The sequence below is a fragment of the Allobosea sp. genome (genome assembly GCF_030694325.1).
In the GTDB taxonomy this organism is placed as follows: domain Bacteria; phylum Pseudomonadota; class Alphaproteobacteria; order Rhizobiales; family Beijerinckiaceae; genus Allobosea.
The window spans coordinates 18,588-39,473 of record NZ_JAUXYO010000188.1 but is presented as its reverse complement, the minus strand read 5'-3'; the positions used below and the strand labels follow the sequence as shown (position 1 = coordinate 39,473).

15 protein-coding genes are annotated in these 20,886 nt (G+C 66.1%); 8 read left to right on the top strand and 7 right to left on the bottom strand.

The window, feature by feature from the left end; genetic code table 11:
- Positions 1-16 precede the first annotated feature (16 nt).
- Positions 17-244 (top strand): TSUP family transporter, encoded by a 228-nt coding sequence (locus Q8M82_RS12115; protein ID WP_305691607.1) that lies wholly within the window; start codon positions 17-19, stop codon positions 242-244.
- Positions 245-422: 178 nt separating this feature from the next.
- Here Q8M82_RS12115 and Q8M82_RS12110 read toward each other — a convergent pair whose 3' ends face one another.
- The 7 genes from Q8M82_RS12110 to Q8M82_RS12080 form a co-directional block, all read right to left on the bottom strand.
- The gene (locus tag Q8M82_RS12110) at positions 423-3,227 is read right to left on the bottom strand and encodes a cation-translocating P-type ATPase (RefSeq protein ID WP_305691606.1); all 2,805 of its coding nucleotides are present in this window, start codon (positions 3,225-3,227) and stop codon (positions 423-425) included.
- Between the two features lie 246 nt (positions 3,228-3,473).
- Complete coding sequence (locus tag Q8M82_RS12105) at positions 3,474-4,319, bottom strand: universal stress protein (RefSeq protein ID WP_305691603.1); 846 nt, start codon at positions 4,317-4,319, stop codon at positions 3,474-3,476.
- 66 nt (positions 4,320-4,385) lie between these two features.
- On the bottom strand, positions 4,386-4,769 hold the full coding sequence (locus Q8M82_RS12100) for a hypothetical protein (protein WP_305691602.1): 384 nt from the start codon (positions 4,767-4,769) through the stop codon (positions 4,386-4,388).
- Between the two features lie 283 nt (positions 4,770-5,052).
- Complete coding sequence (locus tag Q8M82_RS12095) at positions 5,053-6,165, bottom strand: ABC transporter permease (protein ID WP_305691601.1); 1,113 nt, start codon at positions 6,163-6,165, stop codon at positions 5,053-5,055.
- Between the two features lie 4 nt (positions 6,166-6,169).
- Complete coding sequence (rbbA, locus tag Q8M82_RS12090) at positions 6,170-8,947, bottom strand: ribosome-associated ATPase/putative transporter RbbA (RefSeq protein ID WP_305691600.1); 2,778 nt, start codon at positions 8,945-8,947, stop codon at positions 6,170-6,172.
- Complete coding sequence (locus tag Q8M82_RS12085) at positions 8,947-10,014, bottom strand: HlyD family secretion protein (RefSeq protein WP_305691599.1); 1,068 nt, start codon at positions 10,012-10,014, stop codon at positions 8,947-8,949. Before Q8M82_RS12085 ends, rbbA begins: the two co-directional genes overlap by 1 nt.
- Before the next feature lie 161 nt (positions 10,015-10,175).
- A complete protein-coding gene (locus Q8M82_RS12080) occupies positions 10,176-10,472 on the bottom strand; it encodes a phasin family protein (RefSeq protein WP_305691598.1) in 297 nt (98 codons plus the stop codon).
- A 164-nt stretch (positions 10,473-10,636) separates the two neighbouring features.
- Between Q8M82_RS12080 and Q8M82_RS12075 the strand changes: the two genes are divergently transcribed.
- From Q8M82_RS12075 to Q8M82_RS12045, 7 genes are all read left to right on the top strand, one after another.
- Entirely contained in the window at positions 10,637-11,224 is a 588-nt protein-coding gene (locus Q8M82_RS12075) for a TetR/AcrR family transcriptional regulator (protein WP_305691605.1), read from the top strand.
- A 53-nt stretch (positions 11,225-11,277) separates the two neighbouring features.
- Positions 11,278-13,074: a PHA/PHB synthase family protein gene (locus tag Q8M82_RS12070; RefSeq protein ID WP_305691597.1), complete on the top strand. Its 1,797-nt coding sequence runs from the start codon at positions 11,278-11,280 to the stop codon at positions 13,072-13,074.
- 7 nt (positions 13,075-13,081) lie between these two features.
- A complete protein-coding gene (locus tag Q8M82_RS12065) occupies positions 13,082-14,485 on the top strand; it encodes a bifunctional enoyl-CoA hydratase/phosphate acetyltransferase (RefSeq protein ID WP_305691596.1) in 1,404 nt (467 codons plus the stop codon).
- On the top strand, positions 14,482-15,675 hold the full coding sequence (locus Q8M82_RS12060) for an acetate/propionate family kinase (protein WP_305691595.1): 1,194 nt from the start codon (positions 14,482-14,484) through the stop codon (positions 15,673-15,675). The genes Q8M82_RS12065 and Q8M82_RS12060 overlap by 4 nt, the downstream gene beginning before the upstream one ends.
- Complete coding sequence (fabI, locus tag Q8M82_RS12055) at positions 15,672-16,445, top strand: enoyl-ACP reductase FabI (protein ID WP_305691594.1); 774 nt, start codon at positions 15,672-15,674, stop codon at positions 16,443-16,445. The genes Q8M82_RS12060 and fabI overlap by 4 nt, the downstream gene beginning before the upstream one ends.
- Positions 16,446-16,523: 78 nt before the next feature.
- The gene (locus tag Q8M82_RS12050; RefSeq protein WP_465248079.1) at positions 16,524-18,920 is read left to right on the top strand and encodes a phosphoketolase family protein; all 2,397 of its coding nucleotides are present in this window, start codon (positions 16,524-16,526) and stop codon (positions 18,918-18,920) included.
- A 13-nt stretch (positions 18,921-18,933) separates the two neighbouring features.
- Entirely contained in the window at positions 18,934-20,463 is a 1,530-nt protein-coding gene (locus tag Q8M82_RS12045) for a bifunctional aminoglycoside phosphotransferase/ATP-binding protein (RefSeq protein WP_305691593.1), read from the top strand.
- The last annotated feature ends 423 nt before the right edge of the window (positions 20,464-20,886 follow it).

Here is a 20,886-nt window from a genome sequence, read left to right as displayed (position 1 = left end):
CAATGCCTAGGCCAACCTGCTCGCCCATGCCCGGAAGGGTCATGTACGCTGGCTCTGCGCGGCCATCTTCGCAGTGGTGGGCACGCTTGGCGCCTTTTTCGGTTCCAGCCTCGGCCTCGTCGTCGACGGAACGGGCCTCCTCCTGCTGTTCGGCGCGCTGATGGTCGTCGTCTGGCTACGATATCTGGAGGCACGCCCCATCGAGGCATATTGGGCAACTCGAGGCCGAAAGACGAAGCCGTAGCGGCGGCAGACCACGCCCAAGGCGGGCCTGCGTCGCCGTTTTATTTCGCGGCGACCATGCCCAAACCGGTCATTTTAACCTTCATCCTCCCCGAAACAGCGGGCCTCAAAGGCCCGATGTCACGTTCTGCGCCTGCATGTCTTGAACGCGGCCAACAATGCGACCGGTCCGCGATCCGTCAGTTCCAATGCCGATTGGCGACCTTGCTCAGTTCGCGCAGCCAGAGCACCGAGCTCGCCATCGCCCCGCAGATCATCCAATCACCGAGACTCAGAGGGACGGTCGAAAACGCCGACTGCAGGAATGGCACGTAGATCACCGCCGCATGCAGGACAAGCGAAAGACCCACAGCCGACCAGAGCCACTGGTTGGTGAACAAATTTGCGAAGGCGCTGCGTTCGTCGGAACGCGCGTTGAAGACATTGAACAGTTGGAACAGGGTCAGAGTCGTGAAGGCCATGGTCTGCCCATATGCTAGGTTGCCAGCGCCTTCGATCAGTCCACCGGGAAGCGAGGCGTCGAGAATGATCAGCGTCCCCGTGGCCATGATGGCGCCGACGAAGAGAATGCCGGTCCACATGCGCGGCGTGATCACACCTTCGCCGCGAGGTCGCGGCGGATTGCTCATGGTGCCTGTATCCGCCGGGTCCACGCCCAGCGCCAGCGCGGGCGCGCCATCGGTCACCAGATTGATCCAGAGGATCTGCGTCGCCAGCAGCGGCAGGACCACACCGCTGCCGCCCATCGCGTGCAGACCGATCAGGTCGGCTAGGAGCACGCCGAAGAACATGGTCATGACCTCGCCGACATTTGACGAGAGCAGGTAGCGCAGGAATTTCCTGATGTTGGAGAAGATGGCCCTGCCTTCTTCTACAGCAGCCACGATCGACGCGAAATTGTCGTCGGCGAGCACCATGTCGGCGGCCTGCTTGGAGACATCCGTTCCGGTGATGCCCATGGCAACGCCGATGTCGGCGGTCTTCAGCGCCGGCGCATCGTTGACCCCGTCGCCGGTCATCGCCACCGTCATGCCCTCGCGCTGCAGCGCGTTCACGATACGCAGCTTGTGGTCGGGATTGACACGGGCATAGACCGAGACCTCGCGGACCGTCCGGTCGAGTTCCTCGTCCGACATCGTCTCCAACTCTGCTCCGCTGACGGCCCTGCCGTCAGTCGTGATGCCGAGTTCGATAGCGATGACCGAAGCCGTCCTGGGATGGTCGCCCGTGATCATCATCGACCTGATGCCGGCGGTCTTAGCGCGGGCGATCGCTTGCTTCGCCTCGTCGCGCGGCGGGTCGATCATGCCGATCAGACCGAGGAAGACGAGATCATATTCGACGTCATCGCCGAACCCGTCGGCTTCCGATACATCCTTCGGCAGTGTGCGAAAGGCGAATCCCAGCGTCCGTAGTGCGTCGCCGGCCAGTTCTTCGTTCGCGGACGCGATCGCAGCGCGCCTATCCGCCGTCAGAGGCTTTGAAATTTCGCCGACCAACTCGTGCGAACAGCGCGCCAGCAGGATATCTGGCGCGCCCTTGGTGAAGGCGCGCAACAGATCCTGTCGCTCGGCGTCGGCGTGAACTGTACTCATCAGCTTGCGTTCGGACGAGAACGGAACTTCCCCGACGCGTTCGTAGCGCGCGTCGAGCGTCTCTTCTTCCAGCCCGGCCTTGCGAGCAGCAACGATCAACGCGCCTTCGGTCGGGTCGCCCTGGACCGACCAGCGGCCGTCGCGTTCCTGGAGCACCGCATTGTTTGCGCGGTCGGCAGCGGCCAGCGTGCGGATGAATTCGGTCCTGAGCGAGCCGTCGATCGCCCCGTCACCGTGGCGCGTCACGTTACCTTCGGGTGCGTAGCCCGTGCCGCCCAGGTCTACGCTCCCGCTCGCGGTGACCACCCGGCGCACCGTCATTTCGTTGCGGGTGAGCGTACCGGTCTTGTCGGAGGCGATAACGTCGGCCGAGCCGAGCGTCTCGACCGCCGCGAGATGCCGGATGACGGCCTTCCGCTTTGCCATACGCTGAACGCCGAGCGCCAGCACCGCCGTCACCACTGCCGGAAGTCCTTCCGGCACTGCGGCGACGGCGAGCGCCACGCCGAGAATGAAGACATCGAATATGGCCGCGAAGCCTTGGATATCCTCGAACAGCAGGATCGTCCCGATCATCACCACCGCGATGACGATGACCCCGACACCGAGCAGTCGCCCGACTCGATCGAGTTCCTTCTGCAGCGGGGTTGCATCGTCCGGAGATGCCTCCAACATGCCGGCGATGCGTCCCATCTGGGTCTGCATCCCCGTCGCCGTGACCACCGCCCGGCCCCGCCCGTAGGTAGCAGCGGTGCCACTGAAGACCATGTTGTGACGGTCGCCGAGGCTCGCGTCTTCCGGAATGGGGCCCGTATCCTTCGATACGGGCAGGCTCTCGCCCGTGAGCGCCGCTTCCGCAGTCTGCAGCGCTGTCGATTGTATCAGCCGCGCGTCGGCCGGAATGGTGTCGCCTTCCTCGATCAGAATCAGATCGCCGGGAATGAGGTCGGACGCGGGAAAGCGTTGTCTCGTGCCATCGCGGACAACCGTGGCGTGCGCAGCCGACATTTGGTTCAGTGCCGCCAAAGCCTGCTCGGCCCGAGCCTGCTGCAGATAACCCATGACGGCGTTGAGGATCACGATGGCCAGGATGGTCATCGCCTCGTAGGGCAATGCGGAGTCGCGCTCGGCAAACCAAAGTGCAGCCGAAATCAGCGCCGCGACGATCAGCAGGACGACGAGCACATCTGTGAACTGGGCGAGAAATTTCCGCCACGCCGGCGTCGGCTTTTCTGCCGTCAGTTCATTTCTGCCGTATCGTGCAAGCCGCGACGTGGCTTCCATCGCGGTCAGTCCGCGCTCCGCGTCGGTGCCGAGGGCGGCCAGCACAGCCTCGACTGTTTCATGGTGAGGCTGTGCTGCATCAACTCCGGAGGCCCTACCGCCCATCTTCATTTGCGTGCCCCCGACTTCGCGCGCGAGACCGTCCGGCTAATCCGCCCCACCGCGTTCCGTGGCTCAGACTTGAAGGCTGCGCTTCGCAAGGTCGATCGCAAGGGCATAAACCTCAGGCAAGTGTTCCTCCCTTCAAAGCGCCACGACGGCGCTGCGCGACATCATATAAGCCGGCCGGAGGGGGCCACCCCATCAGTTCAGCGCTGCCCTGTTAGCCGTTTCACTTGGGCGCAACTTGCGTCAATAGGCGAGGAATAGAGGCACGGGGCTACTCTGTAGGAGAGAGCGCGTCACACCGCCCAGAACGGCCTGACGGAACCGCGAATGCACGAAAGCACCCATGACGACGAGCTCGGTCGCGCCATCGCGAACATGCTGTCGCACGGTCTCGGCGACATCGCCGCCGACCGCCTCCAGCGTCACGAGTTCGCTCTTGACGCCATGGCGCTCCAGGTAACCAACCAAGCCGTTGGGGGGCGCGATGCGGCTCAGATCCTTCTCCCCTGCGATGACGACGACCGAGACCGACTGCGCACTCTGCAATAGCGGAAGCGCATCGCCGACTGCTCGGGCGGAGCGCGCGCTACCATCCCAGGCGATCGCTATCCTCTGCGGCTCCGCGCTGCCCCCCGTCTTCGGGACTACGATCACCGGGCGTCCGCTGTTAAACAATGCCTCCTCGACGGCATAGCGGTTGTTGCCCAACAGATCGTCGCCGGCATCGAGAATCGTCACGTCCTGCAGTCGTGCCAGCTGGTTAAAGCGCTCCGTGAGTTCGTCGAGGGGGAGATCGGGCAGGTCAATGACGCAGGTCAGCCCGGCCTCATCGGCCACGGTCCTGGCCGTGGCGGCGGCGGCCTCAACGAGCTCGCGCCGGCGCTTGTTCTCCCCGGCGACGATGCCGGCGGCAAAGCCGCCGACGGCGCTGTAGGGCGCCGATGCATGCGGCACGAAGGCCTGGAAGGTCACACTCGCTCCGAAGCGGCGCGCCAGGCCGACGCCGAAGCGCACGGCGGCGGTCGCGGCATCCTCGCCATCATCGGCCGGAACCAGCCCAACCAGGATGTTCTTGAAATCATGCGTCATCTAATTCTCCTCTCGCAGCGCGCTCGGCAAATGCCGGCTCGCGGAAGATATCCGTATGTCAGCCCATCAAACGGGCTCGACGGTGACCACACGATAGACATGGACTTCGTCGTCGTCATTCCGCACGGATACATATTCGCCCGGCACAAAGGCCTCTTCACCGAAACGGAAGCCGACCTCGTCATCGGCTTCGTTACCGGGCTCGTAGTCGAAGAACCATTCCCCCCCGGGCTTGCGCGCGACTCGACCCAGGCGCTGCTCACCGTCGTCGCGGAAACGGCGCACGCGGCAATGGTCGCGATGCTTGCGCCAGGTCTCGGCATCGATGCTGCCGTTCGCCGCCAGCGGCACGGCGAATTCATAGCCGTTCCTGGGATTGCCGGCCGGGTGCTTTGGCTCGCGCGCCAGCTCCAGGCGAATCCTCCGGAAGTTGTTTGGCAGGGCACTCATCGAGATCTCCTTGAAGCGTTTCCGGGAACGCAAGCGTCACCGGCGGTACCGTGCAGGATAGGCCTGCACGGCGGCATGCCCTTGATCCTGAGCAAACATCACCCGTTGGATGTCTCGCCCTCGCTTGTGGCCTGGTTGCGGACCAGGAGAATGTCGCAACTCACGAGATCGAGAACCGCCTTGGCCCTGCGGCCGATCAGTGCCTCAATGATCAGCCCGCTCGGGGCGCCCCGATTGACGTCCGCGCTCAGCGTCCAGCGCGCCCTCCACGGTCTTTCCCGCATCATTTCAGCGATCTGCGGAATCGCGCGAGCGCGAAAGCGAACAACGCCGCACCGATGCCCACGAGCGCCAGGAATTGCGGCCAGACGACGGAAAAGCCGGCGCCACGATAGAGGATCGCCTGGGCGAGCATGACGAAATGCGTGTTCGGTGCGGCGAGCATGATCACCTGCACGACGTCCGGCATGCTCTCGCGCGGCGTCATCCCGCCCGACAGCACCTGAAGCGGCAGGAGGACCAGCATCAGCAGCAGGCCGAATTGCGGCATCGAGCCGGCGAGCGCGGCGAGCACGATGCCGAGCGAGGTGGTCGCGAACAGATGCAGCGCCGTCCCGGCCAGGAAGAGCGGCACGGAGCCCTCGATCGGCACTCGCAGCAGGCCCTGGACCACGAAGATCAGCGACGCGGCGGCGGCGATCAGGACAACGAGCGCCATCGACCAGACCTTGCTGACCATGATCTCGGCAGGGGTGATCGGCATGACCAGCAGATGCTCGATCGTGCCGTGCTCGCGCTCGCGGATCAGGGCGGCACCGGTGAGCACGATCGCCAGCATGGTGATGCTGTTGATGACGTTCATCACCGCGCCGAACCAGGCCTTGTTCAGCTCCGGATTGAAGCGCGCCCGCAGGACGAGTTCGACCGGCGCAACCGTCGCGGCGCGATAGCGCTGGCTAAACTCGTTGACCTCGCCGGTGACGATGCTCTGGACATATCCGGAGCCGTTGAAGGCCTGCGTCATGCGCGTGGCGTCGACGTTGAGCTGTATCGTCGGGGCGCGGCCTGCAAGCAGATCGCGCTGGAAATTCGGCGGGATGTCGAGAGCGAAGGTGTCGAGACCGGCATCCATGCGCCGGTCCATCTCGGCCGCCGTGATGAGCTGGGGCTTCGTGAAATAGGGCAGCTGGAAGGCGCCCGCGATGCGGGCGGAGAGCGACGAGCGATCCTCGTCGACGATGGCGATCGGCGCCTTGTTCAACGTCTCCGGCATGGCGCTGGCCGCGGTGTAGATCGCGACGGTGAAGGCATAGAGGATCAGCAGGAGCAGCATCTGGTCGCGCTGCAGGCCGCGCAGTTCCTTGATGCCGAGATTGAGGATGTTCGATGCGCGCATCGCTTTACCTCGCCTGCTTCTTGAGAAGCAGCGCACTCGCCGTCAGCAGCACCGGAACTGCGATCAGCAACGGAACGAAGGAGCCGGTCAGATCGCCAAACCCGAGCGCCTTGGAGAAGGTGGCGCGTGAGATCGTGATGAAATGCGTCGCCGGATAGATCTGGCCGATGACGGCGCCGGCGCCCTGCAGCGAGGACACCGGATCGGTCATGCCGGAATATTGCACGGCGGGCAGCAGGGTCAGGATCGCAGTGCCGAAGATCGCGGCGATCTGGCTGTTCATGAAGGTCGAGATCAGGAGCCCCATGCCGGTCGCCGCCGTGACATAGAGCAGTGCTGCCAGTGCGTAGGCGGCGAGGCTGCCGGTGAACGGCACGCCGAAGATGAAGACCGCAGCCAGCCACAGCAGCAGGAAGTTCAGCATGGCGAGGCCGATATAGGGCAGCTGCTTGCCGATCAGGAACTCGGTGCGCGTCACCGGCGTGACATAGAGATTGACGATCGAGCCGAGCTCCTTCTCGCGCACCACCGAGAGCGTCGCCAGCATCGCGGGGATGAGCAGGAGCAGCAGCGGAATCACCGCCGGCACCATGGCAACCAAGCTCTTGATGTCGGGGTTGTAGCGAAAGCGTGTCTCCACGGAGAAGGCCGGCGCCGACGCCTTGTCGCCGAGCAGCAGCCGGGCCCTTTCCGTCAGCCAGTGGGCGTGCATGCCCTGGACATAGCCGCGCACGGTCTCGGCGCGGGTCGGCATGGCGCCGTCGATCCAGGCCGCGATCTCGACATGCCTGCCGCGCGCGACGTCCCGGCCGAAGCCCGGCGGGATCTCGATGGCGAGGCTGATCTCACCGGCGCGCATGCGGCGGTCGAGCTCGTCGTAGTTGGTGATCGGCGGCTTCTCGACGAAATAGCGTGAGCCGGCAATGTCGAGCACATAGTTCCGGCTGACCGTGGTCTGGTCGCGATCGAGCACGGCGAAGGACAGATCCTCCACATCCAGGCTGATGCCGTAGCCGATGACGAACATCAGCAGCACGCTGCCGAGGAGCGCCAGCGTGGCACGGATCGGGTCGCGGCTGAGCTCCAGCGTCTCGCGCCGCGTATAGCTGAGCATGCGCCTGAGATCGACGACGCGACGGATATCGGCGGCACGGGGCCGTTCCGGCAAGGGGGAGGCGGCCGGCGACGATGCCGGCTTCACCCGGGCCGGCGCCTCCCCTATCGCCTCCTCGAGATAGGCGACGAAGGCCTCCTCGAGGTCGGCGAGGCCGCGTCTCGCGATGATGCCGGCCGGCGTGTCGCTGACCAGCACCTTGCCGGCATGCATCAGCGAGATGCGGTCGCAGCGCTCCGCCTCGTTCATGAAATGGGTCGAGATGAAGATGGTGACGCCGTCATTGCGCGATAGATCGACCAGGATCTGCCAGAGCACGTCGCGCGCAATCGGATCGACGCCCGAGGTCGGCTCGTCGAGGATGAGCATTTCGGGCCCGTGCACCATCGCCACCGCGAGCGACAGGCGCTGACGGATGCCGAGCGGCAGCGCCTCGGGCAGAAAATCCATCACCTCGGCGAGATCGAAGCGCTGCGCCATCTCCGCGATGCGCGGGGCAATCGCCGCCTCGGGCATCTGGAAGAGGCGCGCATGCAGTTCGAGGTTCTGCCGGACCGTCAGCTCCGAATAGAGCGAGAAGGCCTGGCTCATGTAACCGACGCGCCGGCGCGTCTCGATGTCGCGCGGATCGACTGGGCGTCCGAACAGGCTCGCCGTGCCCTCGCTCGCCTCGAGCAGGCCGGTCAGCATCTTCATCGTCGTGGTCTTGCCGCAGCCGTTCGAGCCAAGGAAGCCGAAAATCTCGCCTCGGGGGACGGACAGATCGACATTGTCGACCGCGACGAAATCGCCGAAGCGCATGGTCAGTCCAACGGCGGCGATGGCCACGACATCGTCATGACTCGTATCGCGCGGAGGAATTGAAACAACGCGGTGGCGGCTGCGCTGGTCCTGCGGCAGGAGCGCGATGAAGGCGTCGTCGAGCGTCGCCATACGGGTTTGGGCGAGCAGCTCGGCGGGCGTTCCGGTCGCCAGGACGCGGCCGGCATTCATCGCCATCAGCCAGTCGAAACGGGCCGCCTCCTCCATATAGGCGGTCGCGACCAGCACGCTCATACCCGCGCGGCCACGCCTGATCTCGTCGATCAGATCCCAGAACTGGCGCCGCGACAGCGGATCGACGCCGGTCGTCGGCTCATCGAGAATCAGCAGGTCGGGATCGTGGATCAGCGCGCAGCACAGGCCGAGCTTCTGCTTCATGCCGCCCGAGAGCTTGCCTGCCGGCCGGTCGGCGAAAGGAGCAAGCCCGGTGCTTTCCAGAAGCTCGCTGATGCGCCGTGCCCGCTCCGCCCGGTCATGGCCGAAGAGCCGGCCGAAGAAGTCGACATTCTCGAAGACAGACAGGGTCGGATAAAGGTTCCGGCCGAGTCCCTGCGGCATATAGGCGATGCGCGGGCAGGCTCGAGCCCGATGGCCGGCGTCCGCCAGGTCACCGCCGAGCACCTCGACGCGCCCCCCCTGAACGGCGCGCGCGCCGGCGATCAGCGACAGCAGGCTCGACTTGCCGACACCGTCCGGCCCGATCAACCCCACCATGCAGCCCGACGGCAGATCGAGGCTGATCGCATCGAGCGCCCGTGTCTTGCCATAGGAGAGACCGACCCCTTCGAGCCGCACGACCGGCGTGGCGAGGCCCGGAACTGTCGCGCCGGAAAAGCTCATGCTCATTACGCGAGCGGGCCCTGCAGCCGGGCAGGCCATTCCACGGTGGAATCGAGCCGGACATAGCCCATGCCCGGCAGGCCGGTCTTCACGTGCTGGATATACTTGCGCAGCAGCTCGGGCGCGATCCTGGCCTTGACGCGGAACATCAGCTTCTGCCGCTCCTCGACCGTCTCCACGGTCTTGGGCGTGAACTGGGCGACATCGGCGACGAAGGAGACGGTCGCCGGGATGACGTAGCTCGGCGCCGCGTCGAGGACGAGACGCACCTCGGAGCCGATCGCCACGCGCCCAGCCTGCGCGGTCGGCAGGAAGAACGTCATGTAGACATCGCCGAGATCGACCAGGTTGAGGACCCGCCCCCCGGCCGAGAGCACCTCGCCGGGCTGCGCGACGCGGTATTGCACGCGGCCGTCGCGTGGCGCCTTCAGCGCGCTGTCGTCGATGTCAGCATCGATCCGCCTGACCGTGGCGCGAGCCGCGACGACGCTCGCCTCCGCGGCGACCACCTGCGATTTGGCCGAACTGATGGCGGCCTCGGATGCGGCGAGCTGCGCTTTCGCGGCCCCCACCGCCGCTGCGGCGCCCTGCGCCCGCGCCCGGTCGTCGTCCAGCACCTGCTCGGACACGTTGCCACGCTCCGAAAGCTGCTCCGATCGTTGAAGCTTCTTTTTTGCAGCGTCCAGCTCGGCCTCGCGCTGGGCGATGACGGCTTGTGCCGTCGCCCGCTCGGCCTCGCGCTGTGTCACCAGGCTGCGGGCCGTGTCGATGCCGATGATGGCGCGCTGCAACCCGGCCTCGGCTTCGCTTCGCTGGGCCTGGAGCTGTTCGGTGTCCATGAGGACGATGATCTGCCCGGCAGTGACGAAGTCGCCCTCGCCCGCGCGGATCTCCTTGATGCGGCCCGCGACGCGCGTGGAGATATCGATCTCGACCGCCTCGATGCGACCGTTACCGCCGGCGATCCCCTCGGGAAGGCCCCCCGGCTTCAGCGTCTTCCAGGCGAAATAGCCGCCGATGGCGAGGCATACTGCGACGCCAGCCAACAGCCAGCCGGTCTTCGGGCGCTGCATGAAATCGAATCTCCTTGAGACTATGAACGGGATGAGTCGCGCGGCAGCGACGACAAGGCGCCGCCGCCGGCCGACGTCATCGCCTGATCTTCAGGCGCCACGCCCCGAGGGAGAGCCACGCAAGACCGCGCAGAGCCGTGGGGAGCACGGCTCCAATGCCATCACCCTTCGGCGCCGGCGTCCCTGCGCAGGCTGGCGAAGGCCTTCAAGGCGTCCCGCGTGGAATCGGCCCAGAACGCCTGGACGAAGTTGGTCTGAGTCTTCAGAACCTCGGAAAAATCCTTCGAGCCCGCGAGTTCGTGAAGCAGATCCGCCTGCTTGCGCAGGCGCGCCTCAGCGAGGGTCAGGGCTTCGTCATAGAGGGATTGAAGCGCCGCCGCCTGCGGCTTCCACCATTCGATCGCCGCGAAGGGGAGGCTGTCTGCCTGTTTCGGGCTTGAAGCTTTCTCGGTCGGCATGAGGAAGGCCTTTCGAAGTTCCTGGCACCGCTGCGGTTCGTTTGCAGCGCACCAAATCTGGGCCGCAGCGGCATGGCCCGCATTGATTGAGATCAACGAACGTTGACCGGCAGCGCCGTAGTGACAGTGGCGCAGTGCAGCAGCCGAATGGGCGCGGAGTTTCCATGCTGGAGGAATTGACGGTCAGGCGGTCCGGGAGTTTCACGCGCCAGCGCATCCTGGAAGCTGCGATCCTTCGATTTTCGCGCCATTCCTACGAGGCGACAACCTTGCGCGACATCGCCGCCGATGTCGGCATCGACGTCGCCCTGGTCCATCGCTCGTTCGGCTCGAAGGAGGAACTCTTCCGGCAGGCTGCGAGGGCCGCGTTCGACGACGGGTTCCAGCGCGCGGTGCAGGCGCCGGACCTCGACAGTGCCATGGCGAAGCATTTCCTGCAGTCGCGGCTCGATCCGACTTTGAAGATGGTCGACCCGCTCGCTATCGTCACGCATTCGCTGGGCAGCGACCGCGCCAACCCGATCCTGCGCGAGCTGGTGCAGCAGGATTTCATCCTGCCCCTGGCGCAGAGGCTCGGCTGCGGCGACGAGCTGCAGGCTGGCATGGCCATCGCGTGCCTCGCCGGCATCGCGCTGCTGCGCGACGTGCTCTGCATACCCGTGCTGCGAGACGCGTCCAGGGAACAGATCCGGCCGCTGATCGAACAACTCATGCACGCCTGTCTCGCTCAGGATCGCGAAACACCGCACTGAGGCGCGCATGCCATCGCGACGCAGGCCGTCACATCTTCACCGAAAGGACCACAATGCCAGTCCCTGCGTCATCCTTCCCGAGGCCCGTCCCGGCCTCCCCCGTGCCGGCAGAAGGCGAGGCGCTCGGTCTCGAGGCCTTCCGCTCGATCGACCGCATGCGCGAGGCGCTGAGCGCGCAATTCACCGGCGGCCTCTCGCCCCAGGCGCTGGCGCTCGCATTCTTCGACTGGTCGATCCATCTTGCCGCAGCTCCCGGCAAGCGCGCCGAGCTCGCCTACAAGGCCGGCCGCAAAGCGCACCGCCTGCTGGCGCAACTCGGCGCCGCGGGACTCGACGGCAAGGCCCCCGCCTGCATCGAGCCGCTGCCCGGCGACGATCGGTTCAGCGGGGAAGGCTGGCGGCAATTCCCCTACGCCATCTGGTCCCAGGCCTTCCTGCTGAACCAGCAATGGTGGCACAACGTCACCCGCGAGGTTCCGGGTGTGGCGCCGCATCACGAGGATGTGGTGTCCTTCACGGCGCGCCAGCTGCTCGACATGGCCTCGCCCTCCAACAACCCCCTCACCAATCCCGAGATCGTCGCGAAGGCGCTGGAAACCGGCGGCGCAAACTTCGTCAGCGGCTTCCAGAACTGGCTCCAGGATGTCGGCCGGCAGGCGACGGGCCAGCCGCCGGTCGGGGCCGAGGATTTCGTTGTCGGCCGCGACGTCGCGGCGACACCCGGCAAGGTCGTCTACCGCAACCACCTGATCGAGTTGATCCAGTATGCGCCCGCGACCGAGACGGTGCGGGCCGAACCGATCCTGATCGTGCCGGCCTGGATCATGAAATACTACATCCTCGACCTGTCGCCGCAGAACTCGCTGATCCGCCATCTCGTCGGGCAGGGCCACACCGTCTTCTGCATCTCCTGGCGCAATCCGACCGAGAAGGAGCGCGATCTCGGCTTCGACGACTACCGGCACCTGGGCGTGATGGCCGCGCTGGAGGCGGTTGGAGCGATCGTCCCCGACCGGAAGATCCATGCCGTCGGCTATTGCATCGGCGGCACGCTGCTCTCGATCGCGGCCGCCGCCATGGCTAAGGCCAAGGATGGCCGCCTGGCCTCGCTGACACTGCTCGCGGCGCAGACCGATTTCAGCGAACCCGGCGAGCTCGCGCTGTTCATCGACCACAGTCAGGTGCACTATCTCGACAGCATGATGTGGAACCGGGGCTATCTCGCCGCCGACCAGATGGCCGGCGCTTTCCAGCTCCTGCGCTCCAACGATCTCGTCTGGTCGCGCCTCGTGCACGACTACCTGATGGGCGAACGCACGCCGATGATCGACCTGATGGCGTGGAATGCGGACTCCACCCGCATGCCCTACCGCATGCACTCGGAGTACCTGCACAAGCTCTATCTCGACAACGAACTCGCCGCCGGCCGCCTGATGGTCGATGGCCGCCCGGCCGCCCTGCAGAACATCCACACGCCGCTCTTCGTCGTCGGGACGGAGCGCGACCATGTCGCGCCCTGGCGTTCGGTCTACAAGATTCACTATCTGACCGACGCCGACGTCACCTTCGTGCTGACGAGCGGCGGGCACAATGCGGGCATCGTCAGTGAACCCGGCCATCCCCGCCGGCGTTTCCGGATCGCAACGCGGACACATGACGATCCGAGCCTCGGCCCCGACGAATGGGTCGAGAGCGCCACCGCCCTCGAGGGGTCCTGGTGGACGAGCTGGGTGGAATGGCTCGCCGCGCATTCCGCCGACGAGCGCGTCTCCCCACCCGCCATGGGCAATGCCGAAAAGGGGCTCGTCCCGCTCGACGACGCTCCCGGCACCTATGTCCTGCAACGCTGAGGGCCCGATGGACCAGAGCATCCTCAAAAACCGCACCTTCGACGAGCTGGAGGTCGGCGAGAGCGCCTCGCTCGTGCGCATCGTCGGGCGCGACGATATCGACCTGTTCGCGACGGTCTCGGGCGACGAGAACCCTGCCCATCTCGACGCCGCCTTCGCCGCGACCGACCTGTTCGGCCATATCGTCGCGCATGGCATGTGGACGGCAGCTTTGGTCTCGGCCGTGCTCGGCACCAAATTGCCCGGCCCTGGCACGATCTATCTCGGCCAGGATCTGCGCTTCCGAAAGCCTGTCGCGCCCGGCGACACCATCACGGTCACCGTGACGGTGCAGGAGAAGCGGCCCGAGAAGCGCCATGTGCTGCTCGATACCCGCGCGACCAACCAGCAGGGCGAGGAGATCCTGACCGGCACCGCAACAGTGATCGCGCCGCAACACCAGATCGTCTGGCCGCGCACGAAACTGCCCGAGGTCTCGCTGCGACGGCACGACCGCTATGACAGCTTCGTCAAGGATGCGCGCGCCCTGCCGATGATCCGAGCCGCCATCGTCCACCCCTGTTCGCCGGAGGCTATTCTGGCGGTGGTCGAGATTCGCGACGAGGGCCTGCTGGAGCCTTTGCTGATCGGGCCCGAGGCCAAGATTCGGGCCGCGGCCGAGGCGGCACAGGTCTCGCTGGACGGCATCGCGATCGAGGCCGTGGCGCATAGCCATGCGGCCGCGGCGCGGGCAGTAGAGCTGGCCGTCGCAGGCAAGGTCGCGACTCTGATGAAAGGCAGTCTGCACACCGACGAGTTGCTCGGCGCGGTGGTGGCCCCAGGCTCCGGCCTGAGGACGGAGCGGCGCATCAGCCATGTCTACGCCATGAGCGTGCCGGCCTATGCCAAGCCTCTGATCGTCACCGATGCGGCGATCAACATCCTGCCGACACTGGAGCAGAAGCGCGACATCTGCCAGAACGCGATCGATCTGCTGCACACGCTCGGCATCGCCGAACCGCTCGTCGCGGTGCTGGCGGCGGTCGAGACCGTGAACGCCAAGATGCCCTCGACGCTCGACGCCGCCGCACTGACCGTGATGGCGGCGCGCGGCCAGATTACCGGCGCGCGCGTCGACGGCCCGCTCGCCTTCGACAACGCGATCAGCCCTGATGCAGCCCGGACCAAGGGCATCGTCTCGCCTGTCGCCGGACAAGCCGACATCCTGCTCGTGCCGGACCTCGAAGCGGGCAACATACTGGCCAAGCAGCTGATTTATTTCGCCGGGGCGGATGCGGCAGGCCTCGTGCTCGGCGCGCGGGTGCCGATCATCCTGACCAGCCGCTCGGATTCGCTGAAGACCCGCATCGCCTCGGCGGCGCTGGCCAAGCTCGTCGCTTCCCGGCGCGGTCCGGGAAAGGGTCCCGCATGACCGGCAAGCTCCTGATCACCTTCAACGCCGGCTCCTCCACGGTGAAGATCGGCCTGTTCGCGTTGGGCCGCAAGGGCGCGGAGCGCATCGGCAAGGGCATGATCGATTTTCGCCGCGCACCGCTGCGCTTCACGCTCAGCGAGGGGCCCGACACCTTCGACATCGCGCTGGAGGCCGAAGCCGGCGACGATCTCCATGAAGTCGTGAGCGAGGCCTTCTCCCGCCTCTCCTGGCATTTCGACCTCGACAACATCGCCGCTATCGGTCACCGCGTCGTGCATGGCGGCGACGGCTTCGCCGGGCCTGTTCGGCTGGATGACGACGCGATAGCCGCGATCGATGCGCTGACCCCGCTGGCGCCGCTGCACCAGCCGCAGGGCCTGCGCCTGATCCGGGCGCTTCGGCATCTGCGTCCGCAACTGCCGCAGACGGCCTCCTTCGACACGGCCTTCCATCGCGACCATGCCGATGTCGTGCGCCGCTTCGCGATCCCGCGCGCGCTGCACGACCAGGGCATCAAGCGCTACGGTTTCCACGGCCTGTCCTACAAGTTCATCGCGGCCGAGCTCGCGCGGCGCGAGCCCGCGCTTGCAGGGTCGAAAGTCGTCGTGGCCCATCTCGGCAGCGGGGCCAGCCTGTGTGGGCTGGACGGCGGCGTCAGCCGCGACACCAGCATGGGCTTTTCCGCCCTCGACGGCGTTCCGATGGCGACACGCTGCGGCGCGATCGATCCCGGCGTCCTGCTTCACCTGATCGGGACGCAAGGACGCGGCGTCAAGGATGTCGAGGACATCCTCTACCGCCAGTCGGGTCTGCTCGGCGTGTCCGGCATCAGCGCCGACAGCCGCGAATTGCTGGAGAGCGAGCGCCTGGAGGCCAGCCAGGCGCTCGACCTCTTCAGCTTCCGCATCGCCGGCGAGATCGCCAGGCTGGCGACGACTTTGGGCGGGCTCGATGCGATCGTCTTCACCGCCGGCGTCGGCGAGAACCAGCCGCGGATCCGGGCTGCGGTGAGCGCGCGCCTGGCCTGGCTCGGCCTGACGCTGGATGAGCCCGCCAATGCGGCCAATACCGGCACGATCAGCACCGCATCCAGCGCGATCTCCGCCTTGGTCATCGCGACCGACGAAGAGCAGGTGATCGCGGACGAAGCCCTGCTCGTCCTCGGTATCGAAGGAACGAGTCCATGAGCCCCATCGTCGATCTCTCCGGCAAGCGCGGCCTCGTCGTCGGCATCGCCAACGAGCACAGCATCGCGGCCGGCTGCGCCACGGCCTTCCGGCAGGCAGGGGCCGAACTCGCCGTCACCTATCTCAACGAGAATGCTCTGCCCTTCGTGCAGCCCGTCGCCGAGGCATTAGGGGCTGCGATCGTCGTGCCCTGCGACGTGCGCATTCCCGGCCAGCTCGAGGCCGTGTTCGCGCGCCTCGAAAGGGATTGGGGCAGGCTCGACTTTCTGCTGCACTCGATCGCCTTCGCCCCGCGCGAGGATCTGCAGAACAGCCTCGTCAACTGCTCGGCGGAGGGCTTCGCCCTGGCGATGGACGTTTCCTGCCATTCCTTCATCCGCATGGCGAAGCTCGCCGCGCCGCTGATGAGCGAGGGCGGCGCCCTGCTGACTGTGAGCTTCTACGGCGCCGACCGCGTCGTCGAAAACTACAACCTGATGGGACCGGTCAAGGCCGCGCTGGAATCGAGCGTGCGCTATCTCGCCGCCGATCTCGCCGGCCAGAGGATCCGCGCCAACACGATCTCGGCCGGCGCCATCAAGACCCGCGCCGCCTCGGGCATCGGCCGCTTCGACGAACTGCTCGACAAGGTGCGCGAGCGCACCCCGGCCCAGCGCCTGGTCGGCATCGAGGACGTCGGCCGCGTCGCCGCCTTCCTCGCCAGCGAGGCCGGAAGCTCGCTCACCGGCTCCGTCGTCTATGCCGATGGCGGGTTCCACACGATCGCCTGATGGAACCATCCGGCGCTACGCCGCTTCCGCCTTGAGCGAGCGCGGTTCCTTTGACCGACCACCACGCGGAGCAGCCTGATGTCCGGAGATCATGCCGAAGCCCTGGCGACACGATCGCCGGCTCTGACACCGGCCGCGCTTGGCCTGATGGATGGGTGGTGGCGCGCCGCCAACTACCTCTCCGTCGCGCAGATCTATCTGCTCGACAACCCGCTGCTGCGCGAACCGCTCAAGATCGAACACGTCAAGCCGCGCCTGCTCGGCCATTGGGGCACGACGCCGGGGCTGAACTTCATCTATCTCCACCTCAACCGCGTCATCAAGGCGAGGGATCTCGACGTCCTCTACATCGCCGGCCCCGGCCATGGCGCGCCGGGCGTGGTTGCGAGCACCTATCTGGAAGGCACCTATACCGAGGTCTACCCCGACATCTCGCAGGACAATGAGGGAATACGACGCTTCGTGCGGCAGTTCTCGTTTCCCGGCGGCATCCCCAGCCATGCCGCGCCCGAGACCCCCGGCTCGATCCATGAAGGCGGCGAGCTCGGCTACTCGCTGGTGCACGCCTTCGGCGCGGTCCTCGACAATCCCGATCTGATCGCGGCCTGCGTCATCGGCGACGGCGAGGCCGAAACCGGGCCGCTCGCGGCGTCCTGGCATTCCAACAAATTCCTCAACCCGGCCGCCGACGGCGCCGTCCTGCCGATCCTCCACCTCAACGGCTACAAGATCGCCAATCCGACCGTGCTGTCGCGCATTCCCGCCGACGAACTCGCGGCGCTGCTGCGCGGCTATGGCTACGCCCCGCTTTTCGTGGAGGGCGACGAGCCCGAGGCGATGCATCAGGCGATGGCGGCCGCCCTCGACGAGGCCTTTGCCGGGATCGCGGCGATCCAGAAGGCGGCGCGCGAGGACGGCGCGACCTTACGGCCGCGCTGGCCGATGATCGTGCTGCGTAGCCCGAAGGGCTGGACCGGACCCAAGACCGTCGACGGCCTGAAGAGCGAGGGCTTCTGGCGCTCGCATCAGGTGCCGTTCAGCGACATGTCCAAGCCGGAACACCTTCAGTTGCTCGAAGACTGGCTGCGCAGCTATCGTCCCGAAGAGCTTTTCGACGATACCGGGCGCCTGCAGGCCGGGATCGCGGCGCTGGCTCCCTCCGGCGACAAGCGCATGAGCGCCAACCCGCATGCCAATGGCGGGGCGCTACGCAGGCCGCTGCGGATCCCGGACTTCACGGCCCATGCCGTGCCCGTCGAATGCCCGGGCGAGAGCACGGCCGCGGCGACCCGGGTGATGGGCGCGTTCCTGCGCGACGTGATGAAAGCCAACGAGGCCAGCCGGAACTTCCGCGTCTTCGGCCCCGACGAGACGGCCTCGAACCGCCTGCAGGCGCTTTTCGAGGTCACGGGCAGGGCCTGGAACGCCGAGACGATTCCCGAAGACACCGATCTGGCGCTTGACGGCCGCGTCATGGAAATCCTGAGCGAGCATCTCTGCCAGGGTTGGCTCGAAGGCTATCTCCTGACCGGGCGGCACGGCCTGTTCTCCTGCTACGAGGCTTTCATCCACATCGTCGATTCCATGTTCAACCAGCATGCGAAATGGCTGAAGACGGCCAAGGAGGTGCCGTGGCGCCGGCCCATCGCCTCGCTGAACTACCTTTTGACCTCCCATGTCTGGCAGCAGGATCATAACGGCTTCAGCCATCAGGACCCCGGCTTCATCGACCATGTCGTCAACAAGAAGGCGGATATCGTGCGGGTCTACCTGCCTCCCGACGCCAACACGCTGCTCCATGTCACCGACCACTGCCTGAGAAGTTGGGACCGGATCAATGTCATCGTCGCCGGCAAGGCGCCGGCCCCGCAATGGCTCGACATGGATGCGGCGATCAAGCACTGCACCCAGGGCATCGGCATCTGGGAATGGGCGAGCAGCGATCGCGGGGCCGAGCCGGACGTGATCATGGCCTGCGCCGGCGACGTCCCCACCTTGGAAACCCTTGCCGCCGTCACCCTGCTGCGCGAGCATCTTCCCGAGCTGAAAGTGCGGGTCGTCAATGTCGTCGACCTGATGACGCTACAGCCGCGAACGCAGCACCCGCACGGCCTGACGGATGCCGATTTCGATGCGCTGTTCACCACCGACAAGCCGGTGATCTTCGCCTATCACGGCTATCCCTGGCTGATCCACCGCCTCGCCTACAAGCGGACCAACCATGCCAACATGCATGTGCGCGGCTACGAGGAGGAGGGCTCGACGACGACGACCTTCGACATGGTCGTGCGCAACCGGCTCGACCGCTTCCACCTCGTCGCCGACGTCATAGACCGGGTGCCGACGCTGGGTGCTGCCGCCGTCTACGCCAAGCAGGCGATCCGTGACAAGCTGGTCGAGCATCACCGCTACATCCGGGAGCACGGCGTTGACATGCCTGAAGTCCGCGACTGGCGCTGGCCCGGAAGCGCGTGAGGCAGGAGAATCCATGCCGACCGCAACCCAGGACGAGGTGGTCGCCTTCCTGACGTCGGATGCCGGCTTCGGCTACCGGGCAGCGGCTCCGCAGCTCGTCGAGACGCATATCTCGCTTGTGATCCTGTCGGGACCGCATGCGATCAAGCTGAAGCGCGCCGTCCGCCTCGGCTATGTCGATTTCTCGACGCCGGAGCGGCGCCTTGCCGCCTGCGAACGGGAGCTGGAGCTCAATCGCCGCACCGCGCCGGCATTGTACAAGGCCGTCCACCGGATCACACGCGAAACTAACGGCGGCCTTGCCCTGAACGGCGACGGAGCGCTGGTCGATGCGGTCGTGGAGATGGCCCGCTTCGACGAGGCCGGGCTCTTCGAGAACCTCGCCGTTCAGGACGCGATCAGCAAGCCGGTGCTGACACGGCTTGCAGGCCGGATCGCGGCGTTCCATGCCGGCGCCGAGATCGACCTTTCCTCGAACGGCAGCAGCCGCATCGCCGCCGTGCTCGACATCAACGAGCGCGCTTTTGCGACGACGGATGTCTTCCCGCCCGAGAAGCTGGAAGCGCTCAGGAGCACTTTCCGCACCCGCCTCGCAGCCTTGTCGGATCTGCTCGACGCGCGGGCCCGCGCCGGCAAGGTGCGCCGCTGCCATGGCGACCTGCATCTACGCAACATCTGCCTGATCGACGGCGAGCCAACCTTGTTCGACTGTCTCGAATTCGACGAAGGCATGGCGACGACCGACATCCTCTACGATGTCGCCTTCCTGCTCATGGACCTCTGGCATCGCGACCTTCGCGCCGAGGCCAATCTGGTCTTCAACCGTTATCTCGACGCCTGCGACGAGGAGGACGGTCTGCCGCTGATCTCCTTCCTGATGGCGGTGCGCGCCGCTGTGCGCGCCCATGTCTCGGCCACGCAGGCACAGGCTGGCGCTACGGCGGTGGCCAGGCGGGAGGAAGCGAACGCATATTTTCAGCTCGCGCAAGACTTGCTGCGGTCGCATCCCGCGAAGCTGATCGCCGTTGGCGGCCTGTCGGGCTCCGGCAAATCGACCGTAGCCGCAGCGCTGGCGCCGGAGATCAACCCGGCGCCGGGCGCCCGCATCCTCGCCAGCGACCGCATTCGCAAGCATCTGTTCGGGGTGGCGGCCGAGACTCGGCTCCCCACCGATGCCTACCGACCCGACATATCGGAGACAGTCTATGTCGAACTGGCCGACCGGGCCGCGCGCATCGCCGGACGCGGCCACGCCGTCGTCGCCGACGCTGTCTTCGACAGGCCCGAGGAGCGGGTGCGCATCGAGAACGCCGCAATCTCGGCAGACGCGCCGTTCCAGGGCCTCTGGCTCGACGCCGATCCCGAAAGGCTGATCGCGCGCGTGCGGTCACGGACGGGCGATGTCTCCGATGCGACGCCGGAGGTGGTCGCGAGCCAACTCAACCATGCCCTAGGGACGATCACATGGGCGCGCGTGCAGGCCGACGCCGATAGGAAGGCCGTCCGTGCAAAGACGCTGGAATTAATAGCAGACCTACGGTAGCGCCGGGACAGGTCGACGGCACTGTCGCGCTAGGCGGCAAGGTCCAGGGCCGGCGAGATGCCCACGCCGGCAGCCTGCTCACCTCACGAAACCACAGCTCGGAACGCGCCATCGCGGCCCCTTCGGAAAATGTGGGATTGAAGACGAGGTGAAAAGGACTGACGCGTTGAGGTTCCCATGCGATCGCCTCCGGCACCTGCGCGCGGCCGGCTGACTTGCTCGGGGCAGAGAACAGCGTAGACTGGCTTTATTCGGTCTCACTCATTGGCTTCACTCAACGAGTGTAATCGAAGCGGAATTTCCCTTGTTTTTCAAGGAATTGAGGATTGACCGGCAGGTTCGAGTCCTCTCCAGGCCAGAGGGTGGCCTTCCGCTGGATATCTGGCAGCGGCGTCGAAGGCGCGAGTGCAAAACAGGCTTTCC